This window comes from Frankia sp. AgB1.9, assembly GCF_016786355.1.
GTDB lineage: Bacteria > Actinomycetota > Actinomycetes > Frankiales > Frankiaceae > Pseudofrankia.
The window spans coordinates 54,079-76,070 of the sequence record NZ_JADWYX010000012.1; the positions used below are offsets into that span (position 1 = coordinate 54,079).

Genomic DNA, 21,992 nt, shown 5'->3' on the forward strand with positions numbered 1-21,992 from the left:
GGCCCCCCCCCGGGGGGGGCGCCGGGGGGGGGGGGGGGGGGGGGGGGGGGGCCCCGGGGGGGGGGGGGGGGGGCCCCCCCCCCCCCCCCGGGCCAGGTCGGCCATGCCGCCGAAGAGGTCGACGAACTCGTGGTCGGGGACGGACACGGCCATCGCGTTGACGGTGAAGTCCCGGCGCAGCAGGTCCGCCTCCAGGCTGTCGCCGTAGGAGACGGTCGGGTTGCGCGAACCGCGGTCGTAGGACTCGGCCCGGTAGGTGGTCACCTCCAGGCGGGTCCCGGCGCGGGCGATGCCCACGGTCCCGAAGGCGATCCCGGCCTCCCAGGTCGCCTCAGCCCAGCCGCGGGTGATCTCCAGGACCCGTTCCGGACGCGCGTCGGTGGTGAAGTCGAGGTCCGGCGGCTCCCCGGCCGGTTTCGCCGGTGTGGTGGCGACCGGTCTTGCCGGCTTGGTGGCAGCCGGCCGCGCCGACGAGGCCGGTCTGGCCTGGGCGATGTCGCCCAGCAGCGCATCCCGGACGGATCCACCGACCAGGTGCAGCGTGTGCCCGTGCGCGGCGAAGATCCGGCCCAGCTCGTCGGCCAGCGCCGGGACCTTCAACATGTCGGCCACCACGGCCTCCGCGGCGTCGCGCGGGTTGTCGAGACTGATGACAGACACCTTTTAAGGGTAGCGGTGATCGGCCGACCCGCCGTGGGCTCGCGCCGTGCACGGGGGTTGGGGGGCTCGTCCCCGGAGGTCACGCAGCAGGGTAGTCACCCGCGCGAGGTGTCGTCGGCGACAGAACCCCGCCGCGCACCGGACAAGCCGGGCAGTCCCGAGGGGCGGTCCCGGCAATGCTCGTACGATCGTTTAATGCCGCCCACCTCGTCGCCCCGCAGCCGTCGGCGGCTGCGTCGGGTCGAGGAGACGTCGGCCGGCGGGCTGGTGCTCGACGTCCGCTCGGATCATGCCAACGCGGCCCTGATCGCCCGCAGGGACCGGCGCGGCCGGCTGCTGTGGTCGCTGCCGAAGGGGCACGTGGAGGGCGGCGAGACGCACGAGCAGACGGCCGTCCGTGAGGTCGCGGAGGAGACCGGGGTGACCGGGGAGATCGTCGCGCCACTCGGGACGATCGACTTCTGGTTCGTCACCGGCCGCTCGCGTATCCACAAGACCGTGCACCACTACCTGCTGCTGCGCACGGCCGGCGAGCTGTCCGACGCGGACGTCGAGGTCAGCGCCGTGGCCTGGGTGCCGCTCGACCAGGTGGGCGAGATGCTCGCGTACGCCGACGAGCGGCGCCTGTTGGACGACGTTCCCGCCTTGCTGGCGGCCAGCGCATGAGCGGAACGCCACGGCCTCGCCCACTCGTCCGCGGGTCCCTGCGGACGGTCGTCGCAGTGATGGTGGCCGCGGTGCTGGTGGGTGTGGCTGCCGAGCCGTCGCTCGCCTCATCCACAGTGTCCACAAGTTTGTCCACAGGTCTATCCACAGGCAGTACAGCAACCGCGAGCCCCGGATCCAGCGCGACCGCGGGCGTCCCCTCGGCGGCAGGTTCGTCGGCGACGACTGCCACGACCGGCGACCAGGTCCATATCGTCGGGTACGACGGCATTGCCTCGCCGGACAAGCCCCTGACCCTGAACGGTCACATCGACCTCTCCACGCCCCTGACCGGTCTGACGGTCGAGGCTTCGGTTATCAAGGGCGGCGTCGACCCCGCACGCGGCCGGGACGAGCTCGCGAAGCTGCGGGCCGACCCGACTCTGAGCGGCAAGGCCCGCTACACCACCCCGGTGACGACACCGGTCCCGTTCGACGGCTCCGACTTCTCGATCAACCAGAAGCCGCGGATCGCCAACAAGCCACTGACCATCTACGCGATGAAGATCACCGTCTCCACGGCGTCGGGCAAGGAAGTCGGCGCCGCGTACACATTCCTGGTCTGGGCACCCGAGCAGGCCGGGCTGAAGGCGACCTCGCTGTCCATCGTGCTGCCGATCGCCGACTATCCCCGGATCCGCTCGGACGGGATGCTCACCGACAACCAGCTCGCCGCCGAGCTGAAGGGGCCTGATGGCCGCCTCTACCGGGTACTGCACTCCGTCCCCAGCAACCAGGCGTCCTCGATCGCCCTCGCCGTCGACCCGACCCTGCTCATGGCAGTGCAGAAGATGGCCGACGGGGCATACAGCTACGCGGACCCGGGCGGCAAGAAGGACGCACCGGCCAACCTTGATGCGAAGAACTTCCTGGCTAGTTTGACCGCCTTCGCCAAGACGCCGGGCAACGTCGTGTTCCCGCTCCCCTGGGGCGACGCCGACCTCACCGCACTCATCCGCGCCGGTGGCCAGCACGACAGCGGTCAGCTCAACGATGCCCTCGGCGCCGTCGACACCGGTGAACAGACGCTGCGGGACGTGCTGGGCGTCTCCGACCTGCCGCCGGTGGCCTACCCGGGCGACGGCCTGGCCGACGCCGCGACGCTGGCGTTCCTCGCCCACCCGAACGTCGGCATGACCACCGCGGTCCTGGACGACCGGCTGCTGCCGGCCACCTCGAAGGCGCTGTCCGAGACCCCGAGCGCACTCACCGTGCAAACCACGGCGAACGGCCCGATTCGGGTGCTCGCGGCGGACTCCAAGCTGGCCGACCTGATGACCCCGAAGATCAGCCAGGACGGCCTCAGCCAGCCCCAAGCGCTCGCCGACGTGCTCGCCGAGCTCGCGACGATCACCAACGAGCGGACCGGCGCGACGACCGGCCGGCTCGCGGTGCTCGCGCTGCCCCGGCTGTGGAGCCCGCCGACGGACGACTGGGGACTGCAGGCACTGTCGCGCCTCGCCCTACCGGCCAGCCCGACCGCTACCTACCAGCCGTTCTTCCAGCCGGTCGCGCTGCCCGTCGCCCCTAAGGGCGCCGCCGGCACCACCACGTCCACGGGCACGACGGCCGCGTTCGGCCCCGCCGGGATCGGGCGCAATTTCACCTACCCCGCCTGGGCGCAGGCTTCCGAGATCCCGACGTCCTACGTCGACGCCGTCGAGCATCTGCGCGCCGAGGTCAGGCAGCTCGACCCGGCGTTGTGCGCCGTCATCACGAACGCCGGGAAGACGTCCAACCCGTCGGACCCGGCGCGGTGCGCGCTCACCGATGCCGGGATCGCCGGCTCGAAGTTCCCGAACGGGCGGACCTCCGTCATCGCCCCGATGCTGAACACGCTGCTGACCGCGCTGTCCGTCGACTGGCGCCCCGACCGTTCCGGAGCCGTAAGACTCAGCCAGGAGGTGGACGGCCGGATCAACCTGCTGCAGCGCACGGTCAAGGTCGTCGCGTCGCCGAAGGTCACCCTGACCAGCCGCAACGGCACGGTCCCGGTGAACGTGCAGAACGTCAGCGGCCAGGGCGGCGACGAGCCCTACCCGATGACCGTGATCCTCTCGCTGTCCTCGAACGACAAGACCCGGCTGCGCTCGGCGGCCCGGATGGCGCTGACCGTCGAGCCCGGCGCGATCAGGCAGGTGGAGATCTCGGTCAGCTCTGACGCCGCCGGCACGTTCCCGGTGTTCGTTCAGGTGCTCACTCCGGACGGGCAGCGACTCTCGGCCCAACCGGTGCGGATCCTGGTTCGCTCGACCGCGTACGGCTCGATCGCGACCGCGATCACCTACGTCACGATCGGGCTGTTCGTCGTCGCGGTCGTCCTGCGCCAGGTCAGGCGGTCGCGCCGCAAGCGGCACGGGGGCGGCTCGGACGACGGCCCAGGTGGACCAGTAGTCGACGTCACCCCGACGGACCCGAACGCGTCAGGGGCAGCGGATCGGGCCACGATGCCCATCCGCCGAATCCAGGCGAACGCCGCGGGAACACAACGGACCGAGGTCGAACGGGCCTACGCTGGCGGGGTGCCAGCCAACCCGAGCGAGCCGTGAGCCCGGCCGACGGCCCCGATGGTCCCCGGGGACCGCGGCGCCGCGGGGGCCCCACTCGCCGGGACGATCCCTACCGCGACGACCCCAACAACGTCGATCCGTACTCGGTCGATCCCTATGCGGCGGATCCGCGTTCCGTCGACCGACAGCCCACAGACCGACAGCCCGCCGACCGACGCCCGGTCGACCGACAGCCGGTCGACCCGTACTACGCCGACGAGTACGGGCCTGACCAGCGTGCGTCGAACCGCTACCGGCCCGACCGCCCGCAGGCGAACGGCTACGGCGACGACCGATACCAGGACCGCGGGCGCGACGGCGGACGCCCGGCCGACGACGGCTACCCGGAGTCGGGCTACCGGGATCCAGGCCGCGTGGACCGCGGCTACCGGGACCGCGGGTACCAGGACCCGGCGAACGCCGACCAGGGACACCGCGACCCGCGCCGCGCGGACGCCGGCTACCGGGACGAGCGCTATCAGCAGGCGCCGCGACCCCAGCCCCACCAGCAGGCCCGGGAGCGGGACGAGCGGCCCCGCGATGCCCGCGACGAGCCGTACCGCGACAACCGGCGTCCCCGGCCGGGCGCGGGCGGGGAGCCGACCCGCCGCCTGCCGGCGACCCCGCGCACGCCGCCTCCCGCGCCCCAGCAGCCGCCAGTACCGCCGACCGGCCGGTTGCCGGGGCCGCCCAGCAGCCCGCCGCCGGTGCCCGGCGACCGGACACCGGGCGGCCGCGCTGAGGCCCGCCCGACGACGCCCGTCTCCCGCCTCCCACCTCGGGACGGGCGCCGGCTAGGCGCGCACCGCACCGAGGGCCGCCGGGCCACCCCGCCACCCGAGCCACCGCGCCAGCAGCGTGCCCGCACGGACGGGGAAGGCCGGCCGATCCCGCCGGACCGCCTGGTAGCGCGGACGGACCGGGCGGTGGCCCGCGCGTCCGGCCGCGGCGGCGACGAGACGGTCGCCCAGCCACGCCCACGCCGGTCCGGCGCCCGCCAGCAGCCTCCCCAGCCGCGCCGGGACCCCGGCGCGCAGCCCAGGGCCGGTGCGACGGGCCAGCAGACTCGAATCCAGGGGTCCGCCGGGCCCGCCGGCCGGACGCCGCAGGGAAGGACGGCGGCCCAGCGGCCGTCCGGCAAGACCGGCGGCAAGGCGGGCGGCAAGAGCCTGGGCCGGGCCAGCGGTGTGATGGCGCTGGGCACGATCGCCTCGCGGGCCACCGGGTTCCTGCGCACGGTCGCGATCGCGGTCACGATCGGCGCCGGCGCGGTCAGCAACGCCTACAACGTCGCCAACACGATCCCGAACATCGTCTACGACCTGCTGATCGGCGGCATCCTGACCAGCGTCGTCGTGCCGGTGCTCGTCCGGGCCACCAAGGAGGATCCGGACGGCGGCGAGAGGTTCGCGTCGTCGCTGCTGACGCTGATGATCCTGCTCCTGGGCGCCGCCTGCGCCGTCGGCATGTTCCTGGCGCCCCAGATCGTCAACAGCTACCTGCACGCCACCGGGCCGGACGCCGCGGCCGCGCGCGCGCGCGGCGCCACGTTCCTGCGCTGGTTCATGCCGCAGATCCTCTTCTACGGCGTGGGCGCGACGATCGGCGCGATCCTCAACGTCCGTGGCTCGTTCGCCGCGCCGATGTTCACGCCCGTGCTGAACAACCTCGTCGTGATCGTGTCCTGCGTGGCCTTCGCCTACGTCATCGCCGGGCCGCACCCGCCGCAGGTACAAGGCCCACACACGATCACCAATACTCAGGAGCTCGTGCTCGCGGCCGGCACGACCATCGGCGTCGTGCTGATGACCATCGCGCTGCTGCCCGCGCTGCGGAAGGTCGGTTTCCGCTACCGCCCGCGGCTGGACCTGACCCATCCGGGTCTGCGCGGGGCGCTGCGGCTGGCGGGCTGGACGTTCCTCTGGGTCATCATCAGCCAGCTCGGCTACCTCGTCATCACGAACCTGTCGACCGCGACGAACTCGTTCCCGGTCTACACCTACGCCTACCAACTCTTCCAGCTGCCGTACGCGATCATCGGCGTCTCCGTGATCACCGCGCTGCTGCCGCGGATGAGCGCGCACGCCGCGGACGGCGACCGGGCGCTGGTGCTCGAGGATCTGTCGACGGCGACGCGCCTCAGCCTGACCGCGATCGTGCCGGCCGCGTTGTTCCTGCTGGCGCTGGGGCGGCCGATCGCGGTCGGGGTGTTCAACCACGACGCGTTCGGCTACCAGTCGGCGCTGTCGGTCGGTGACACGCTCTCGGCCTTCGCCGTCGCCCTGGTGCCGTTCTCCGTCTTCCAGCTGCACCTGAGGGTGTTCTACGCCCATCAGGACAGCCGGACACCGTCGCTGGTGAACATCGGAGTCGTCGCGACGAACGTGACGGCGGCCGTGGTGATCAGCCACGTGCTGCCGCCCGAACACCGCGCCCTCGCCCTCGCGCTCGCCTTCACCGTCGGTTATCTGGTCGGTCTGTGCGTGACCTGCGTGCTGCTGCGCCGGCGGCTCGGCGGGATGGACGGCGACCGGATCATCGCGACGCTCGCGCGGATCAGTGTCGCCGCCGGCCTCGGAGCGGCGGCGGCGAGCGCCGTCGCGCACGGGCTGCGCAATGTCCTCGGCAACGGGTTCGTGGGGTCGTTCTCGGCGGTGCTGGCCGGGGCGATAGTTGGACTGCCGTTGTTCGTCGGTACTGTCACCCGGATGGGCATCCCGGAGGTCAGGGCGCTGACGCGGATGGTTTCTCGACGTTTCCCCCGGGGCTGAGCGACCTGCTCCGGCGATCCCCGTAGACTAATCCGGGAACATCGCCAATCGGCCGGCAAGCAACGGTGAACGCCAGCCCACGGCCGCCAGACCAGCGGACACGGCCACACCGTGCGTGCAAAGATCAGGCGGCCAGGCCACGCGACGACATACGGAACCAGCACGGCCAGGCGAGCACGGTGGCGACGACGCCATGAAGCTGGGACGACGGAGGCGTTGTGGTCGAGGCAGGCAACCGGCCCCAATCTGCGGACGTCGACAGTGACATGACGGTCAACGCCTCCCCCGCCGACGGCCACGGCAACGGCACGCTGCTCGCGGAGTCGGTCCTCGACCGCCGCTACCGCCTGATCGGTGTTCTCAGCTCCCGCGGCCCGGTCACCCTGTGGCGCGGCGACGACACGGTGCTCACCCGGCCGGTCGCGGTCCGCGTCGTCGAGCACGTCGACGACGACCCGGCGCGCCGGGACGCGGCCCAGTCCCTGCTCCAGGCCGCGGTCAGCTCCGGCCGGCTGGTGCACCCGGGCGCCGCCTCCACCTACGACGCGACCGTCACGAACACCGAGAACGGTCAGGTCTCGTACGTCATCACCGAGTGGGTCGACGGCCGCACCCTGCGCCAGCTCGTCGAGGAGCAGCCGCTGCGTCCCGACCAGGCGTCCGCAGTCGTCCTCGGCGCCGCCCGGGTGATCGCCGCGGCGCACGACCGCGGGCTGCGCCACGGCGGGCTGCGTCCCGGCGACGTCATCGTGTCGGGCCACGGCACGGTCAAGGTCATCGACCTGGAGGTCGGCGCCGTCCTGGCCGGCATCGACGGCACGGCGCCCGTCGGCGAGCCCACGGACGCCGACACGGCGGCCACCGACGTGTGCGCCCTCGGCGGCCTGCTCTACGCGGCCCTCACCGGCTGCTGGCCGCTGCCCGGCGACACCGGTCTCCCCCCGGCCCCCTACGGCACGTACGGCCGGCTCCAGAGCCCGCGTCAGCTCAACCACGCGGTGCCGCGCGACCTGGACGCCATCACCATGGCCGCGCTCAGCGGCGAAGAGGCCGGCACGGAGCCGATCACCACGGCCGCCGAGCTGATCGCCGAGCTGGAGGCGGTCACCCCGGTCGAGGCCCTGCACGCGACCGGCCTGATGACCTTCGGGGACGAGCCGTCCGACACCGAGGCCATGACCGGCTACGACGGCTACGGCCCCGACACCTCGAACCTGCCGTCGACCGCCGGCTTCGCCGCGCCCGACCAGGACGAGTACGACCGATACGGCTACAACGACTACGACGACGACGGTTACCAGGACAGCGGCCGCTACCGGGGCGGGTACGGGAGCGAGACCCAGGTCGACAGGGGCCGCGGTTACCGGGACGGCTACCAGGACGAGGGCTATCCGCCGGCGCAGCGCGGCTACCCGCCGGCGGGCCCGGGCGGGACCGGCCCGCGGTCCGGCGGCCGGGCGGCGGCGCATGGGCGCTCCAACCGGCCCAGCCGACGTCCGCTGATCGTCATCATCGCGCTGGCGCTCGTCGTCGTGGTCGTCGCCGTCGTACTGGGCATCAAGCTGGGCAGCAAGGGCGGCGGCAGCGGCGCCAACAACTCCCCGTCGGCCTCCGCGTCCGCGACGACGGGAGCGCCGATCACCCCGGTGAACGTGACGTCCTTCGACCCGCCGCCGGCCGGCGACGGCGCCGAGAACAACGGGCAGGTTCCCAAGGCGTACGACGGCAACCCCGCGACCCAGTGGGAGACCGAGGGTTACCTCCCGCCGTACACGTTCGGGAAGCCCGCGAAGAAGGGCGTCGGCCTGCTGTTCGACCTCGGCCAGAGCCATGACGTCTCTCAGGTGGTCGTCACGCTCGGCACCCTCGCGCCGGACTCGTTCGAGATCCGCGCGGGCGACACGTACGACGGCACCACGCAGGACCTCAGCCTCTACCAGGTCGTCGGACAGCAGCAGAACGCATCGGGCACCGTGACGGTGAACGTCTCGCCGCGTGGCGCGCACCGGTACTGGGTGGTGTGGCTGACGAACATCCCGCAGGGCGCGGACTCGAAGTTCAAGGGCTCGATCGCCGAGATCAAGTTCCTTTCCTGACCCGGGCCGTCAAGCGCCGTCCGGTCGTATGCCATGCCCGCCCAGCCCGACGAACCAGAGCCGTCGGCCCCGGCCGACCCGTCCGTTTCACGGGAAACACAGGTGTCCGGCCGGGGTGACGCCCCGGACTCGGTCGGCGAGCCCGAGGCCGAACTGCGCGACGACCCGGATCTTGAGCTGCTGCGCCGGCACGTCGCCGGCGACCCGACGGCGTTCGCCGAGCTGTTCCGAGCCAACGCCGACCGGCTCTGGTCGGTCGCCTTCCGGCTCCTGCACGACGCCGAGGACGCGGCGGACGCCGTCCAGGAGGCCATGCTGTCCGCGCACCGGCGGGCGGCGAGCTTCCGCGGCGAGTCGGCCGTCCGCACCTGGCTGCACCGGATCACCGTGAACGCGGCGCTCGACCGGCTGCGCCGGCAAGCAGCCCGTCCGACGACGGTCCCCATGCCCACGACGCCCGACGGCGACGAGCGGGAACCACCCGACCCGCGGGACGCCCACGCCGAGGGTGAGCTACGCCTCGACATCGCCAGCGGGCTGGCTCGGCTGCCGGCCGCGCTTCGGGCGGCCGTCGTGCTCGTCGACGTTGAAGGACTGCCGGTGGCACAGGTCTCCGAGCTGCTCGGCGTACCCGTCGGAACCGTCAAGAGCCGGGCCTCGCGCGGCCGGGCCCGGCTCGCGGCCGAGCTGGGCTACCTGCGCCCAGGGAACCAGCCGGGCGCCCCCGCCGTCTTCCAAAGGCGGGAGGTGATCGGCGGTGGGTCCTGACGAGCGGGGCGAGTCTGTGCCTTCGGAGGCCAGAGACGGGCTGGAGTCTCTGGAGACCACGAACGGGTCTGGACCCCTGGAGTCCACGAACGGGCCTGGGCCACGCCACCCGGAGGGCGAGCTCCTGGACGCGTACGCGGACGGCGAGCGGACGCCGGGCTCCGTGGACCGTCATGTCCGGGGCTGCTCCGTCTGCCAGCAGACTGTGGTCGCGCTGCGCGGCGTGCGGGTCGAGCTGGCCCGGCTGGCGCCGGTCAGCATGCCGCCGGATGTCGCCCGCCGCATCCAGGAGGCGCTGACCGCGGCGCCGGTGCCGTCCGTTCCGTCAACCAGCGGCGGCCGCCGAGGCGGGCCAGGCGATCGGCGTCCGGCCGCTGGACGCCGATCGGCCGAGCGGCGCCGGCGACCGATGGCCACGCACGGTGTCACCTCGCTGCGCCCGCCGGACCATTCGACGATGCTTTCCCGCGCGGCGCGGCCCGAACGGCTGATGTTCCTGGCCGTGTGCCTGCTCGTCGTGGTCGCCGGGGGCGGCCTGGTCGTCGCCCTGCACCACGCGCAGTCCTCGTCCTCGTCCGCCAGCACCGCCGGCGGGGTGGCCGTCGCGGCGGATCAGAACGACAGCCCGGACTCGGCGGCCGCCGCCGTGCCCAACGCTGTCGCGGCCGGAACCGCCCCCGAGGGCATGGTCACCCTCGCCAGCGCCGGCTCGGTCCAGTCCTTCCGGATCGCGACCAGCCGGGCGGCCCTCGACCCGGCGAGCGTGGCCCAGCACGCCAGGGATCTGCTCGCAGGCCGGGTGCCCGCTGCCACCGCTCCGTTCGCCGCGACCGCGACCGCGGCGGCGCCGTCCAGCGGACCGTGGGCCGCCGTCGCCACTCCGGCACTGCTGGCCTGTTACCGGGAGCTCGTCGACACCGCGCACGGCCCGCTGCTCGCCGTCGACGAGGTCAGCTACCGCGGCCGCGACGCCGCCCTGGTCGTCCTCGACCTTCCGGACACGGAGAGCACCGCGGCACCCGCGGCCGGGCCCGCCGCCGCCGCGCCCGACGCGGCCCTCGTCCCGGCGAGCCGGGACCGGATCCAGCTGACCATCGTCGATCTCGGCTGCGATGTCGGGCGCCTGCCCGCCGCGACGCTCTTCGCCGAACAGTCGACGAAGGCAGCGTGAGTGAGCCGGCCGAGGCAGGGGAACTCGCTTATTGGCACTTAACTTCTGTTTAGCCGCACTTAACCACTACATATTGCGACTGAGCGGGCACCGATTCGACTCGGGCGAACGGTGACACATTTGACCATATTGACGACTTAGGGTCATCAACGTCGAGTCGCGTCGACGGCGGTCCGACCGGTCGTCGGAGGCCGGCGCACGTTCGCCGGTCACGATGGGCGCCCCGCGGGGGTACCCGTCGAGGACGAATCAACCCGGGCCAGCGGCTCGGACGGATCGAGGCGCGGTACCGTTCCGCCCGGCGGCAGGCAGGAACCCAGCAGGAATCTCCAGCCGGCCCGCGCGGTTAGCGTGTCAGCGGCTTCGGCCGCAATGTGAAGGGAGCAGGGCGTGACAGCGCAGGACAGCGGGGTCCGGGACGTCATCATCGTCGGCTCCGGCCCGGCGGGTTACACGGCAGCCATCTATACAGCGCGCGCGAGCCTGCACCCGCTGGTGTTCGAGGGCGCCGTCTCCGCGGGTGGCGCGCTGATGACCACCACCGAGGTGGAGAACTTCCCGGGCTGGCCCGAAGGCATCCAGGGCCCCGACCTCATGGACAACCTGCGCAAGCAGGCGGAGCGGTTCGGCGCGGAGCTCGTCACGGACGACGTGACCGAGGTCGACCTCACCGCGAACCCGAAGGTCGTCAAGGTTGGCGAAGAGACCTACTACGCGAAGACCGTGATCCTCGCGACCGGCTCTGCTTACCGCAAGCTGGGAGTCCCAGACGAGGGCAAGCTGCTCGGACGCGGCGTCTCGGCCTGTGCCACCTGTGACGGGTTCTTCTTCCGTGATCAGGACATCGTGGTCGTCGGCGGCGGCGACTCGGCGATGGAGGAGGCCACGTTCCTCACCCGGTTCGCCAACTCCGTGACGGTCGTCCACCGTCGGGACAAGCTGCGCGCCAGCGTGATCATGGGCGAGCGCGCACTGGCGAACCCGAAGATCAAGTTCCGGTGGAACGCGGTCGTCACCGGGCTCGAGGGCGACAGCAAGCTCACCGGGGTCCGCCTGAAGGACACGGTCACTGGCGCGGACGACAAGCTGGACGTGACCGGCCTGTTCGTCGCGATCGGCCACGTGCCGCGCTCCGAGCTGTTCCGGGACCAGGTGACGTGCGACGACGAGGGCTACGTACTGGTCGAGGCTCCGTCGACGCGAACCAACCTGGACGGGGTGTTCGCCGCCGGCGACGTCGTTGACCACACTTACCGGCAGGCCATCACCGCCGCCGGCACCGGTTGCGCCGCCGCCCTCGACGCCGAGCGCTGGATCGCCGCCCACGAAGAAAGCGCCTAAGACCACAAGGCGACCCGCAGACGAGACCAACCGCAGTCGACCCGAGGAGAAGAGTTCGATGGCAGGTGCGACCACCCCGGTGACGGACAGCACGTTCGACGCCGAGGTACTGAAGAGCGACAAGCCCGTACTGGTGGACTTCTGGGCCGAGTGGTGCGGACCGTGCAAGATGGTCGCTCCGGTCCTGGAGGAGATCGCCGCGACCCACGGCGACCAGCTGCGGGTCGTCAAGCTCAACATCGACGAGAACCCACAGACCGCCAGGGCCTACCAGATCATGTCGATCCCGACGATGGCGGTTTTCGTCGACGGCGCGATCGCGAAGAGCATCGTCGGCGCGAAGCCGAAGAGCGTCCTGCTCAAGGACCTCGCCGAGTACATCTGAGCCCCGGCCCCGCCGGCCCGCCGCGGGCCGCCGGGTAAGGCAGCCACTGGGAGCCGCGGCCGCGCAGCGAGGCGCTCCCGTCGCGGGACGCCCGCCGCGCAGCGAGGCGTCCCATCGTCGGCGCCCGCCGCTCGGCGCGACGCGCTCCTCTCAAGGCGCCCGACGGGTCTGCTCCCGGCAGGCTCCTCTCGGCCCGCCAGTCCTCCGCCCGCCTGGGCGAGACTGGCGGGCCGATCGCATTTCAGGCCCACGCCGCCGGCTCTGACTCGGCGGGCGCCCGCCGATCGATGCGGCCTGGCCGGGCCTCGCCACCCGCTCGGTCGCCGAGGCTCCCGCGGTCGCGCGTCGCGTCGCGCGTCGCGGCGGTGAATTTCCAGCATCCGCACAACACCATGCCACTGGCCGCAAAGCCCGACAGGGAAGCCGCGATAAAGGGGCCTGAGAGCGCTGCTCGTGGACAGAGGAGTGGAACCCACCCGGATACCCCACCCCCCTTGCGATCGCCCGCCAACGGCAACCTCAGCCGCACACGCTTCGTTACTGTAAGTATAGAAATAGGCGTTCCTGACCGGGTCGTCGCGTGCGATCGGACGATTGCCGGATTCGGCCGCCCGGGCGGCGCCCCGGCCGCCTTCGGCCGTCCTGGTGCGGCCCCGCCGCCGTGAGCGCCCCCGCTCGCCCGCTGGACCTGACCTTGGTCGCCTCCCTCCGTCCCGCGACGGCAGCAGGATGCGGAGGCGAAGCGCGACCATCGGCGGCATCGCCTATGTTGGTCTTCCGTGAAGCTGCTCCGGCTCGGCGACCGCGGACCGCGCGTGGCCGACGCACGTGTCGCCCTGGCCTTCCTGTCCTTTCTTCCGGCCGCCCCGCGCCAGCCAGCTGGGGAGGCCGCTGGCGTCACGGGCGCCGAGTTCTTCGACGAGGACCTCGACCGTGCCGTCCGCGCGTTCCAGCAAAGTCGCGGGCTGTCGGTTGACGGCATCATCGGTCCGGACACGGCACGCTCCCTCGAGGAGGCTCGCCACGGCCTGGGCGACCGGCTGCTCTACCACGCGCCGAGCCAGCCACTCATCGGCGACGACGTGGCCGCGCTGCAGGAGCGGCTCTCGAACATGGGCTTCGACGTCGGCCGCAGCGACGGGATCTTCGGGCCGCGCACCGAGTCCGCCGTCCGCGACTTCCAGCGCAACCGAGGCCTCGAACCGGACGGGCGATGCGGCCCGCACACCCTGCGCGAGCTGAAGCGGCTGGAGCGAACCGTCACCGGCGGTCGCCCCGACATGCTGCGGGAGTCGGTACGGCTGCTGGTACGCGGCCCCTCCCTCCTCGGCATGCTGGTGGCGATCGACGCCGGCCACGGCGGCGACGACCAGGGCGTCGTGGCCCACGGTCTGACGGAGCGGGACGTCGTCGCCGACCTGGCGCGCCGGCTGGAGACCCGGCTGGTGTCCTCCGGCCTGGAGACCTTCTGGGTCCACTCCGAAGACGAGTCCCCGGACGAGGCAGAGCGCGCCCGACGGGCGAACGAGCAGGGCGCCGACCTCCTCGTGTCCCTCCACGTCGACGCGAGCGACTCCCCGAAGGCCGAGGGCATCTCCTGCTACTACTTCGGCAACGCCCGCGGCTCGTCCGCGGTCGGCGAGCGCCTCGCCGCCCTCATCCAGAAGGAGCTCGTCTCCCGGACGGACCTGGTCGACTGTTGGACGCATGCCAAGACGTGGGACCTGCTGCGCCGAACGACCATGCCAGCGGTCCGGATCGAGGTTGGCTACCTGACGAACACCCGTGACGCCGCCGCGCTCGGGTCCGCCGACTATCGCGCCAACGTCGCCGAGGCCATCCTCGCCGCCATCCAGCGGCTGTACCTCCCGCCCGAGCAGGACCCCCCGACCGGTCAGCTCCGAGTCCCCCGCGTCGCCACACGATCCTGAGAACGAACCTCGGCGGCGCGGCGGATTAGACGCCGGTGCCCGTGGGGCGGTCGTGGGTGGCGGCGCCTGGCCGGCAGCCCCGAGGGGCGCCGAGGTCTCGCCGGGCATGGGGGGCCTTCGAGCTACACCAACCACGGCACGGGTGAGCCGTCCACCTGGATCGAGATAAGGCCGGCGATCGAGGTCGGAGCGATGCGGGAATCACGGCGCGAGGCTAGGTAAAACTGCTCGCGGTGTCGTGAGACGCGGCTGCGCGCGGCGAGGACGTGCCTGCACGCGGCGCGGCACGGCGAGGTGAGGCGCGGCTGCGCGGCGAGGGCTGCGATGTGCCGTCACCGCGGCCCGAGGCGAGGCAGCGCGGCGCGAGGCAAGGTGAGACTGCCCGAGGCGCGGCGAGGCGCGGCTGCGCCCAGCGAGGCGACGACTGCGTCCAGCGGGCTGCGATCCGCGGTCGCCGGCACGAGGCGGCGCGGGATGAGGTGAGGCAGCCCGGGGCTAGGCGAAACTGCGCGACGCGGCGAGGCGGGGTAAGGCGCGGTGAGACGCGGCCGCGCGCGGCGATGCGGGGGCTGCGTCCTGCACCTGCGGTCGCGGCGACGCGAGGTGAGGTGAGGCAGCCCGGGGCTAGGCGAGACTGTGCGACGCGGTGAGGCGCGACTGCTCTCGGCAAGGCGCGGCTGCGCGCAGCGGGCTCGGGCTGGGCTCTGCGGTCCCGGCGGCGTGAGGCGCCGCGAGATCGCAGCGATTCCCCCTTGCGCGGCGCGGGGCCGGCGGACGGCGACGGTGTACTCGATTCCGAGACCTCGTGCGCTGCTCTCGGCAGCCGCTTACTGCGCCGCCGCGCCGAGCAAACCGCTCCCCGCCGCCACGGCCCTCTTATGGCGCCGATGCACGACCAGCACGAAGACTCCGGCCTGGGCACGAACGCCACCGCGACGTGAGCAACGACTTCCCGTCCGGCCCGGGATGGAATCCCGTGATCGAGGGGCTAACGGACGGCGCCCCCGATCGGCCGCCCGCAGCGCGGCCCAGCCCTCTGCCCGTCACCATCCACGGACCTCCGGGTGAGTGGCCACTGCCAGGGCGGCCTCCGTATTGCGCCCAGGCGCCCTCGGCTCAGTCCGGCGATGCGCCGATGTTTCACGTGGAACACCGAGGAAGGTCTCACGTCGCCGCGCCGCATACCGCTGCGGCAACGCCACGCATAGGGCCACCCAGGCAGAAGCAGGCATCGACTACTGCGCAGGCGCGGCACTGCGGAGGCGCGGCACTGCGGAGGCGCCACGCTACGGAAGCGCGGCACCGCAGACGCGCCGCACTACGAGGCGCCGGATTGCGGAGGCGCCGGATTGCGAAGCACGGCACCGCGGAAGCGTGGGATTTCGGGAGCGCGGGATTGCGGGAGCACAGAGCCGCAGAAATGTGGGGCCACGGGACCGTGGGGACGGGAGACCGCGAACGAGGCCTCACCGGAACGGTCGCTCGCAAGACGACCCCACGACGTTCCGCAGCTCTGGGGAGACCTGAGGCGTAGGGCATGAAGGCGGCCGGCACGGCGACACTTCCCCCACGTTGGCGCAGCGCGCCGGGATGATGATGCGGCAAGGTCTGTTCTCCGCCGTCGAGCCAAGGAGCCCTGGGACCGGGCGCCGGTCGGGGCGACCGCCTGAGCCAAAACCTCCCGCGAGCGCTCGTCGCCGAATGTTCCACGTGAAACCACCCCCACCGCGCGACGCCACTCTCGGGGCACCGGACCAACGGTCTGCGGTACGTAGGAAGGGCAAGCAGCCCTCCAGGTCACTCCTCGAACCCCCGAACTCTGGAAACGTGCCTGAGCCCGGCGGCACTATCCAGCCCTCATGCACGCAAATCCCGCACTCGCGCGTTCAGGCTCCGCTTCCGACCCGGAGCCTGTCGGAATTTCGGAGCCCCGCCGCGTCGCCACAGGGACACGGAGACGGCGCAGGATGACGAGTGGAGTCAGCCACGCCGCGTGGCCTAGTTCGGAACGAACGAACCCGGTCCTGACGCTCATCCGGCAGACCGAGAGGGAGATCCGGCGTTCGCCTGGCCCGCCACGTCCCAAACCGAGCCATCTTCGACAGGGTCAGCCCCGTGCGGAGTCTCGGCTGTCCCGAACCCTCGTTCGGTCTTGATGCGAGCAATCGGCTGAGCGATATACGCCCTGAGGGCCTGCAGGAAAGAGGCGAGCGCGGAGGGCCACCCCACACGCCCCTGTCAGGAAGATTCCGGGAGCGACGCCTAGGCTGGGTCCAGCTACCTGGATCCCTCGACGTGCGGAGCGCCACCGATGAGTCGTCGCGTCGCCAACATCACCCTCGACAACATCGACGATCTACCCCAGCGGTGTCGTCGGTGCGTGTTCTGGGAACTCGACCCGGTTGCCCGCAGCCGGGCCGAGGAAGCCGGCGGGACCGACATCGAGAAGGAGGCCTGGGTCTCCTCGGCGCTGCTCGAATGGGGCAGCTGCGGGAAAATCGTCTACGTCGACAATGTCCCGGCTGGCTTCGCGATGTACGCGCCTCCGGCCTACGTCCCCCGCTCGATCGCCTTCCCGACCAGTCCGGTCAGCGCCGACGCCGTACTCCTGATGACCGCGAAAATCGTTGACGAGTTCGCGGGCCAAGGCCTCGGGCGGGTACTGGTCCAAGCCATGGTGAAGGACGTCATCCGGCGTGGCTACCGAGCCATCGAGGCGTTCGGGGACCTGCGCCAGGACGAAGGCACCAAATGCGTCGTCCCCGCCGACTACCTGCTCTCGGTCGGCTTCAAGACGGTTCGCCCGCATCGTCGCTGGCCCCGGCTGCGCCTTGAGGTGAAGAACGCCGTCACCTGGCGCGAGGACGTCGAGGTCGCGTTGGAGCGCCTTCTCGGTTCGATGACCCCCGAGGGGATCCTCCGCCCCATCGGCGGCGGGACGCCCACTCCGGCCCCGGCTCCCGCCTGAGCTCGGGCTGCGCGTACCCGCCCAAAGCCGGCGTGGTCACAGGGTCGGGCCGCTCGTGGCTCGGGCAAAACGGCCCGCCCGAGCCGTCACCCGGTAACTTACGTGCCCGGGACGATGGCGGCGACGATGCGTTCCAGATCCTCGATGCTGGCGAACTCGACGGTTATCTTGCCTCGGTTGCGGCCCATGTCGACCTTCACCTTGGTGTCCAGGCGGTCGGCAAGACGCTCGGCGACCTGGGACAGCGCCGGCGGCGTATGGCGGGGCGACCGCGGGGCGCGCTTACGTGGCCCCTCCTCGCCGAGCGCCACGATTTCTTCGACGGCGCGCACCGACAGTCCCTCGGCGACGATCCGGGTGGCGAGACGGTCCTGAGCCTCGGTGTCCTCGAGCGCGAGCAGCGCCCGGGCATGGCCGGCGGACAGTACGCCAGCGGCGACCCTGCGCTGGACGGCCGGCGGCAATGCGAGGAGCCGGATCGTGTTCGTGACGTGGGACCGGGATCGGCCCAGCTTGCTGGCGAGCTGGTCATGGGTGGCGCCGAACTCACGTAGCAGCTGCTCGTAGGCCGCCGCCTCTTCAAGAGGGTTGAGCTGCTGGCGGTGCAGGTTCTCCAGCAGGGCGTCCCGGAGCATCTGGTCATCGGCGGTCTCCCGCACGATCGCCGGAATCTCGGTCAGCCCGGCAAGCTTCGAGGCCCGCCAGCGGCGCTCGCCCATGACGAGCTCGTACCGATCGGGCATCACCTCGCGGACGACCACCGGCTGAAGCAGGCCGACCTCGCGCAGGCTGGCCGCGAGTTCCTCCAGCGCCTCCTCGTCGAAGACCATCCGCGGCTGACGTGGGTTCGGCTCCACCCAGTCGACCGGGATCTCTCGGAAGACGGCGCCGTGGACCGGCACAGGCTCCGAACCAAGCCGGGTCGAGGCGCCGTTGCCGTTGCCGCCGTAACCGTCGTACCCCTCCGGCGCGGTGGGAATGAGCGCGCCGAGCCCCTTGCCGAGTCCACCGACCCGCCGCGGGGGCGGGCTCATCGAACGGTTCCGTTCGGTGCGTCGACGCCGCGCTCAGCCAGCTCCCGGGCAGCCGCGAGGTAGGACAAAGACCCGCGCGAAACCGGGTCGTATGTCAGGGCAGACTGCCCATAGCTGGGCGCCTCAGCCAGCCGGACGTTGCGAGGGATGGTCGTCCCCAGCACCCGGTCACCGAAGTGCTCCTTGACCTCCGCGACGACCTGATCGGCAAGCCGGGTCCGCGAGTCATACATGGTCAGCAGGATCGTGGTGAGCCGAAGCTCCTGGTTCAGATGGGCCTGCACCAGGTCGACGTTGCGCAGCAGCTGCCCGAGTCCCTCCAGCGCGTAGTACTCGCACTGGATGGGGATGAGCAGCTCTTTCGCCGCCACGAGCGCATTCACGGTGAGCAGACCCAGCGATGGCGGGCAGTCGATGAAGACGTAGTCGACCTCGACATCCTTGGAGAGGGAAGCGATCGCCTTCCGTAGCCGACCTTCCCGAGCGACCATCGAGACCAGCTCGATCTCGGCACCCGCAAGATCGATGGTCGCGGGGGCGCAGTAGAGGCCTTCTGCCTCCCCGGATTGCACGACCACCTCGTGCAGCGGCCGGTCACCGAGCAGGACCTCGTAGATGGATGGCACCCCGGACCGGTGTTCCACCCCGAGCGCCGTCGATGCGTTGCCCTGGGGGTCGAGATCGACGACCAGGACGCGGACTCCGTGCATTGCCAGGGCCGCCGCGAGGTTGACGGTCGTCGTGGTCTTACCGACGCCGCCCTTCTGGTTGGCGACCGCGAAGATTCGCCGCCTGGTGGGCCGTGGGAAGGGCCGTCGACGTTCCATGGTCAGTGCTTCCACCGCTGCTGCCGCCGCCGCTCCGATCGGGGTCGACGGATCGAGGGGGTCCATTCCCAGACCTGTCGACGCTGTTTCACGTGGAACACGCCCGTCCGCGTGCCCGTCGTTGCTGTTCACGTGCTGTCTGTCCACGCCGTTCACGCTGCCTGCCATCGTGCCGGTCTCCGCCGCCCCGCCCCACATCGTCGGCCACCCGTACAGCTGAGACTAGGCGAGTGGGCTCGGTCAGCCGATCTTTTCCACACAGAAGGACCTGCATCTCGCGCCATCCCTGCGAATGGAGGCTGTCCCGCGCTTCCGCGAGTTCCTCGTCCACGCGCGAACCACGCATCGCAAGCATGACACCCCCAGGTTGGACAACCGGAAGCAGCATGCCGCCCAACCGCTCCAGGGGCGCCACTGCCCGAGCTACGGCGACATCCCACCGTAGCCCGTCCCGACCCATTCCGACGTCCGGCGCGCGGCCGCGCAACACGGACATCCGACTCGTGGCGCCCAGCGCCTCGACAACTTCCCTTAGGAAGACACACCGGCGCTCCATCGGCTCCAGGAACACGACCCGCAGATCGGGCCGGGCCAACGCGAGCGGCACTCCCGGCAGCCCAGCGCCACTGCCAACATCGACGACCGTCACATCGGGTCCGACGGCCTCCGCGACGACGGCGCAGTTGAGCAGATGCCGATCCCACAGCCGTTCGGTCTCCCGCGGTCCGATCAGCCCGCGTTCCACACCCGCGGTGGCCAGCAACTCGGCGTAGTGGACCGCGTCATCAAGCGCCGCGCCGAACACCTCGGTCGCGGCGGGCGGGGGCGGCGCCACCACGCTCACCGGGTCGCCTCAGGATCGGGCCGAACCAGGGATGAGGACCAGGCCGCAAGGCAGCCACACAAACGCCGCATCCAACCAGCATCCACGACTCGCGCGGCAACCCGCGCGAAGCCATGCCGACGCGGTCCCGGTGTGCGGATACCTGCGGGCCCACCTTAGGATCTTGAGTCCGTTTCGCCAACCTTCCGGCTTGTTTGATGTGATTAGAGACGTCTCACGGCCGACCGACCGTCATGCCGCCCAGCCCGGTGTCGGTGACGGCTCAGGTGGCCGACGGGCCTGCATGAGAACGAGCATCGAAGAGTCCCAGCTCAACCGCCCGCCGTCCTGGGTGTGGATCGCGTCCGCCGGGACACCTCCGACAGCCGCCGTCAGATCCTCCGCCGGGCGGTTCCCCGGATCGAGTCCTGGTGAAGGCAGCACGATCGACCCGTCCGACAACACCGCGACGAGCAGCTTGCCGCGCCGTTCGAGGCGGATCCCCTCCTCGTGGACCAGCACATGGTGCCGAGAACACAGCAAAGTCAGGTTCTCCAGGTCTGTCTCGCCCTCGTCCGCCAGCCACTCCCGAAGGTGGTGGATGTGCAGCCACCGTGTCCGCTCGCAGCCGGGGTACTGACAGATCCCCTGGTCCCGCGCATAGACGGCGTCCCGCAGCCGAGCCGTCGGGACCCGCTGCCGACGACCCAACGCCAGCGGGCTCCCATCGCCGTCGCGCAGCAGACCTCGGACCAACGCGTCGCAGCCGAACCTCGTCAGGACCGCCCGTGGCAGGCCGATTCCCGGCTCGACGTCGCAACGCAGCAGCCCCCGAGCCAGCCGATCGACCAGACTCGTGGAGCTCACTCCCGTCGTGTCACGTTCCGGAATCTTGTCGCTACTTTCGGGAGCTGCCTCGGTCGAGGGGCCGTTCGGCGCGATCAGGGCCTCGGCGTCGAGGTGGACGGTCAACGTGTGCATCGGTGCCATCAGCCGTGGAGCCGGGCGGGAAAGAAACCCATCCGCCAAGGCGACGAGCGCGTCCGCGTCGGCCTGCCGATCCCGCGGGAGCGCCATGACCTCCGCATCCGTCGGCACCGAGCCCGGCTGACCTTCAGCCGGCGGCGGGCTGGAGTCAGCCAGACTCGCCCGTGCGGCGTCGATCGCGGCCGCGAGCCGTGCCCCCTCCTCGGCCGTCAGCACCGCTGACAGTCGGAACATCCCCTCCGAGCCGCACTTCCACGACACGCGTCGAGCGGCCCGCTGGACTGCCGGATCGGCCGTCAACTGGTGATACCGCGGCGCCAACCGCTCGAGTTGGCCTGCCGTGCAGTGCAGCGCGTGGTTCAGCCAGCACCGGTCCGACTCGGTGTCCGCCACCCGCGCGACCGCGCGCACCTTCGAGTAGGACAGCCGGCCTTCCGCGAACGCCGACCGCACCGACGGAAGCTCCTCAAGCGCCCGCGCCACCGCGACGTGCTCCTGCGCTGTCCGCACCGACATGCCGCACCGCCAGGCCAGTCAGTGCGCGCAGGAGGCCATCCCCAACCCCGACCAGCCAGCTCGGCGGTCGAACGCCGCCAGCACCTGCAACATCCGACAGGTCGCGGCGGCGATCCGCCCCGCCCACCCACAGAGCTCCTCTTCCAGCTCCGGCAGCGGTGCCGTCTCGACGTTCATCGCCGGGCCGCTACTTCCGGAACAGCTCAGCGTCTCGGTTCCAGCAGTCATCTCGGACATCCCCACCACCCAGGTCATGGAGTGGATCAACTGACAGCACAACCATGGCACATGGATCCGACAATTTCGCAGCTCGGGGGCGGTACTGCAGCGGAGGCCGGGTCGTGGCATCGCGTCGCCGGGCGCCCGTCGGGGTGGTCTACCGCATCGAGCCATCGATCGTCGCCACGTTGTAAACGATCTCCGCGTTCCGCGGAACGCGGAGGATGACCGGCATACTCGG

Annotated in this window: 15 protein-coding genes and 1 pseudogene; 11 read left to right on the forward strand and 5 right to left on the reverse strand. The window is 71.5% G+C overall.

The genetic code is table 11. From position 1 onward, the window contains the following. Nucleotides 1-603 (reverse strand): annotated as a pseudogene (locus I6A60_RS06495) (CCA tRNA nucleotidyltransferase); the annotation flags it as partial. A 252-nt stretch (nucleotides 604-855) separates the two neighbouring features. Between I6A60_RS06495 and I6A60_RS06500 the strand changes: the two are divergent. From I6A60_RS06500 to I6A60_RS06545, 10 genes are all read left to right on the forward strand, one after another. Beyond that, on the forward strand, nucleotides 856-1,326 hold the full coding sequence (locus tag I6A60_RS06500) for an NUDIX hydrolase (protein ID WP_013428261.1): 471 nt from the start codon (nucleotides 856-858) through the stop codon (nucleotides 1,324-1,326). A gap of 128 nt (nucleotides 1,327-1,454) precedes the next feature. Further along, nucleotides 1,455-3,914, forward strand: coding sequence for a DUF6049 family protein (locus tag I6A60_RS06505; RefSeq protein WP_203019146.1), 2,460 nt, complete (start codon nucleotides 1,455-1,457; stop codon nucleotides 3,912-3,914). Then, the gene (gene murJ / locus I6A60_RS41330) at nucleotides 3,911-6,685 is read left to right on the forward strand and encodes a murein biosynthesis integral membrane protein MurJ (RefSeq protein WP_203019144.1); all 2,775 of its coding nucleotides are present in this window, start codon (nucleotides 3,911-3,913) and stop codon (nucleotides 6,683-6,685) included. The genes I6A60_RS06505 and murJ overlap by 4 nt, the downstream gene beginning before the upstream one ends. Nucleotides 6,686-6,951: 266 nt before the next feature. Next, nucleotides 6,952-8,781 carry a protein kinase family protein gene (locus tag I6A60_RS06515; RefSeq protein ID WP_238434892.1) on the forward strand — a complete coding sequence of 610 codons (1,830 nt, stop codon included), beginning with the start codon at nucleotides 6,952-6,954 and terminating at the stop codon, nucleotides 8,779-8,781. Between the two features lie 102 nt (nucleotides 8,782-8,883). Beyond that, nucleotides 8,884-9,549 carry an RNA polymerase sigma factor SigM gene (gene sigM / locus I6A60_RS06520; protein WP_307873550.1) on the forward strand — a complete coding sequence of 222 codons (666 nt, stop codon included), beginning with the start codon at nucleotides 8,884-8,886 and terminating at the stop codon, nucleotides 9,547-9,549. After that, nucleotides 9,539-10,720 carry an anti-sigma factor gene (locus I6A60_RS06525; RefSeq protein WP_203055575.1) on the forward strand — a complete coding sequence of 394 codons (1,182 nt, stop codon included), beginning with the start codon at nucleotides 9,539-9,541 and terminating at the stop codon, nucleotides 10,718-10,720. Before sigM ends, I6A60_RS06525 begins: the two co-directional genes overlap by 11 nt. 390 nt (nucleotides 10,721-11,110) lie before the next feature. Continuing rightward, nucleotides 11,111-12,061, forward strand: coding sequence for a thioredoxin-disulfide reductase (gene trxB / locus I6A60_RS06530; protein ID WP_203019122.1), 951 nt, complete (start codon nucleotides 11,111-11,113; stop codon nucleotides 12,059-12,061). 58 nt (nucleotides 12,062-12,119) lie between these two features. Beyond that, nucleotides 12,120-12,446: a thioredoxin gene (gene trxA / locus I6A60_RS06535; RefSeq protein WP_013428268.1), complete on the forward strand. Its 327-nt coding sequence runs from the start codon at nucleotides 12,120-12,122 to the stop codon at nucleotides 12,444-12,446. 779 nt (nucleotides 12,447-13,225) lie between these two features. Further along, complete coding sequence (locus I6A60_RS06540; protein WP_203019120.1) at nucleotides 13,226-14,377, forward strand: N-acetylmuramoyl-L-alanine amidase; 1,152 nt, start codon at nucleotides 13,226-13,228, stop codon at nucleotides 14,375-14,377. Nucleotides 14,378-16,688: 2,311 nt separating this feature from the next. Continuing rightward, nucleotides 16,689-17,345 carry a GNAT family N-acetyltransferase gene (locus I6A60_RS06545; RefSeq protein ID WP_203019108.1) on the forward strand — a complete coding sequence of 219 codons (657 nt, stop codon included), beginning with the start codon at nucleotides 16,689-16,691 and terminating at the stop codon, nucleotides 17,343-17,345. 98 nt (nucleotides 17,346-17,443) lie between these two features. Here the strand turns inward: I6A60_RS06545 and I6A60_RS06550 are convergent, their stop codons facing one another. The 4 genes from I6A60_RS06550 to I6A60_RS06565 form a co-directional block, all read right to left on the reverse strand. Next, on the reverse strand, nucleotides 17,444-18,379 hold the full coding sequence (locus I6A60_RS06550; protein ID WP_203019106.1) for a ParB/RepB/Spo0J family partition protein: 936 nt from the start codon (nucleotides 18,377-18,379) through the stop codon (nucleotides 17,444-17,446). After that, complete coding sequence (locus I6A60_RS06555) at nucleotides 18,376-19,374, reverse strand: ParA family protein (RefSeq protein ID WP_374113480.1); 999 nt, start codon at nucleotides 19,372-19,374, stop codon at nucleotides 18,376-18,378. Before I6A60_RS06555 ends, I6A60_RS06550 begins: the two co-directional genes overlap by 4 nt. Further along, entirely contained in the window at nucleotides 19,295-20,050 is a 756-nt protein-coding gene (gene rsmG, locus I6A60_RS06560) for a 16S rRNA (guanine(527)-N(7))-methyltransferase RsmG (RefSeq protein ID WP_203019096.1), read from the reverse strand. Before rsmG ends, I6A60_RS06555 begins: the two co-directional genes overlap by 80 nt. Before the next feature lie 231 nt (nucleotides 20,051-20,281). Next, on the reverse strand, nucleotides 20,282-21,532 hold the full coding sequence (locus tag I6A60_RS06565; protein WP_238434893.1) for an HNH endonuclease signature motif containing protein: 1,251 nt from the start codon (nucleotides 21,530-21,532) through the stop codon (nucleotides 20,282-20,284). Here I6A60_RS06565 and I6A60_RS41335 point away from each other — a divergent pair. Further along, a complete protein-coding gene (locus tag I6A60_RS41335) occupies nucleotides 21,531-21,803 on the forward strand; it encodes a hypothetical protein (protein WP_238434894.1) in 273 nt (90 codons plus the stop codon). The two genes, I6A60_RS06565 and I6A60_RS41335, sit on opposite strands and share 2 nt — an antisense overlap. Nucleotides 21,804-21,992 lie beyond the last annotated feature (189 nt).

What these genes read in the sequence shown, in the direction of transcription:
- I6A60_RS06500 (WP_013428261.1), top strand. Translation starts at nt 856, where the DNA reads ATGCCGCCCACCTCGTCGCCCCGCAGCCGTCGGCGGCTGCGTCGGGTC.
- I6A60_RS06515 (WP_238434892.1), top strand. Translation starts at nt 6,952, where the DNA reads ATGACGGTCAACGCCTCCCCCGCCGACGGCCACGGCAACGGCACGCTG.
- trxA (WP_013428268.1), top strand. Translation starts at nt 12,120, where the DNA reads ATGGCAGGTGCGACCACCCCGGTGACGGACAGCACGTTCGACGCCGAG.
- I6A60_RS06545 (WP_203019108.1), top strand. Translation starts at nt 16,689, where the DNA reads ATGAGTCGTCGCGTCGCCAACATCACCCTCGACAACATCGACGATCTA.
- I6A60_RS06550 (WP_203019106.1), bottom strand. Translation starts at nt 18,379, where the DNA reads ATGAGCCCGCCCCCGCGGCGGGTCGGTGGACTCGGCAAGGGGCTCGGC.
- I6A60_RS06555 (WP_374113480.1), bottom strand. Translation starts at nt 19,374, where the DNA reads ATGGCAGGCAGCGTGAACGGCGTGGACAGACAGCACGTGAACAGCAAC.
- I6A60_RS41335 (WP_238434894.1), top strand. Translation starts at nt 21,531, where the DNA reads ATGCCGCACCGCCAGGCCAGTCAGTGCGCGCAGGAGGCCATCCCCAAC.
- I6A60_RS06565 (WP_238434893.1), bottom strand. Translation starts at nt 21,532, where the DNA reads ATGTCGGTGCGGACAGCGCAGGAGCACGTCGCGGTGGCGCGGGCGCTT.